Source organism: Citrobacter sp. Awk 2, from assembly GCF_028069815.1.
Classification (GTDB): domain Bacteria; phylum Pseudomonadota; class Gammaproteobacteria; order Enterobacterales; family Enterobacteriaceae; genus Citrobacter.
Genome location: NZ_JANEWL010000288.1, coordinates 1 through 249 on the forward strand (window position 1 = coordinate 1; position 249 = coordinate 249).

Genomic DNA, 249 nt, shown 5'->3' on the forward strand with positions numbered 1-249 from the left:
TTGCATATTGCCGTGTGTCCACCAGCGAACAGTCAACAGAAAACCAGATTATGGCGATTCGTCAGGCTGGCTATGCAGTGAATGATAGCAGGGTGATATCAGAAACCGTGTCAGGGGGAGTACAGGCGATGCAGCGCAAAGGCTTTGCTGATATGGTGACTCATAAACTGGAGGCTGGGGATCAGCTTGTAGTATTGAAACTGGACCGCCTGGGAAGGGACAACATCGACGTGCAGCAAACCATTACGA

General features: G+C 50.6%; 1 protein-coding gene. It reads left to right on the plus strand.

The annotated features are described in order from the left end of the window. Positions 1–249: recombinase family protein (locus NNO02_RS23680; protein ID WP_271455915.1), on the plus strand; the 249-nt coding region annotated here is incomplete at both ends.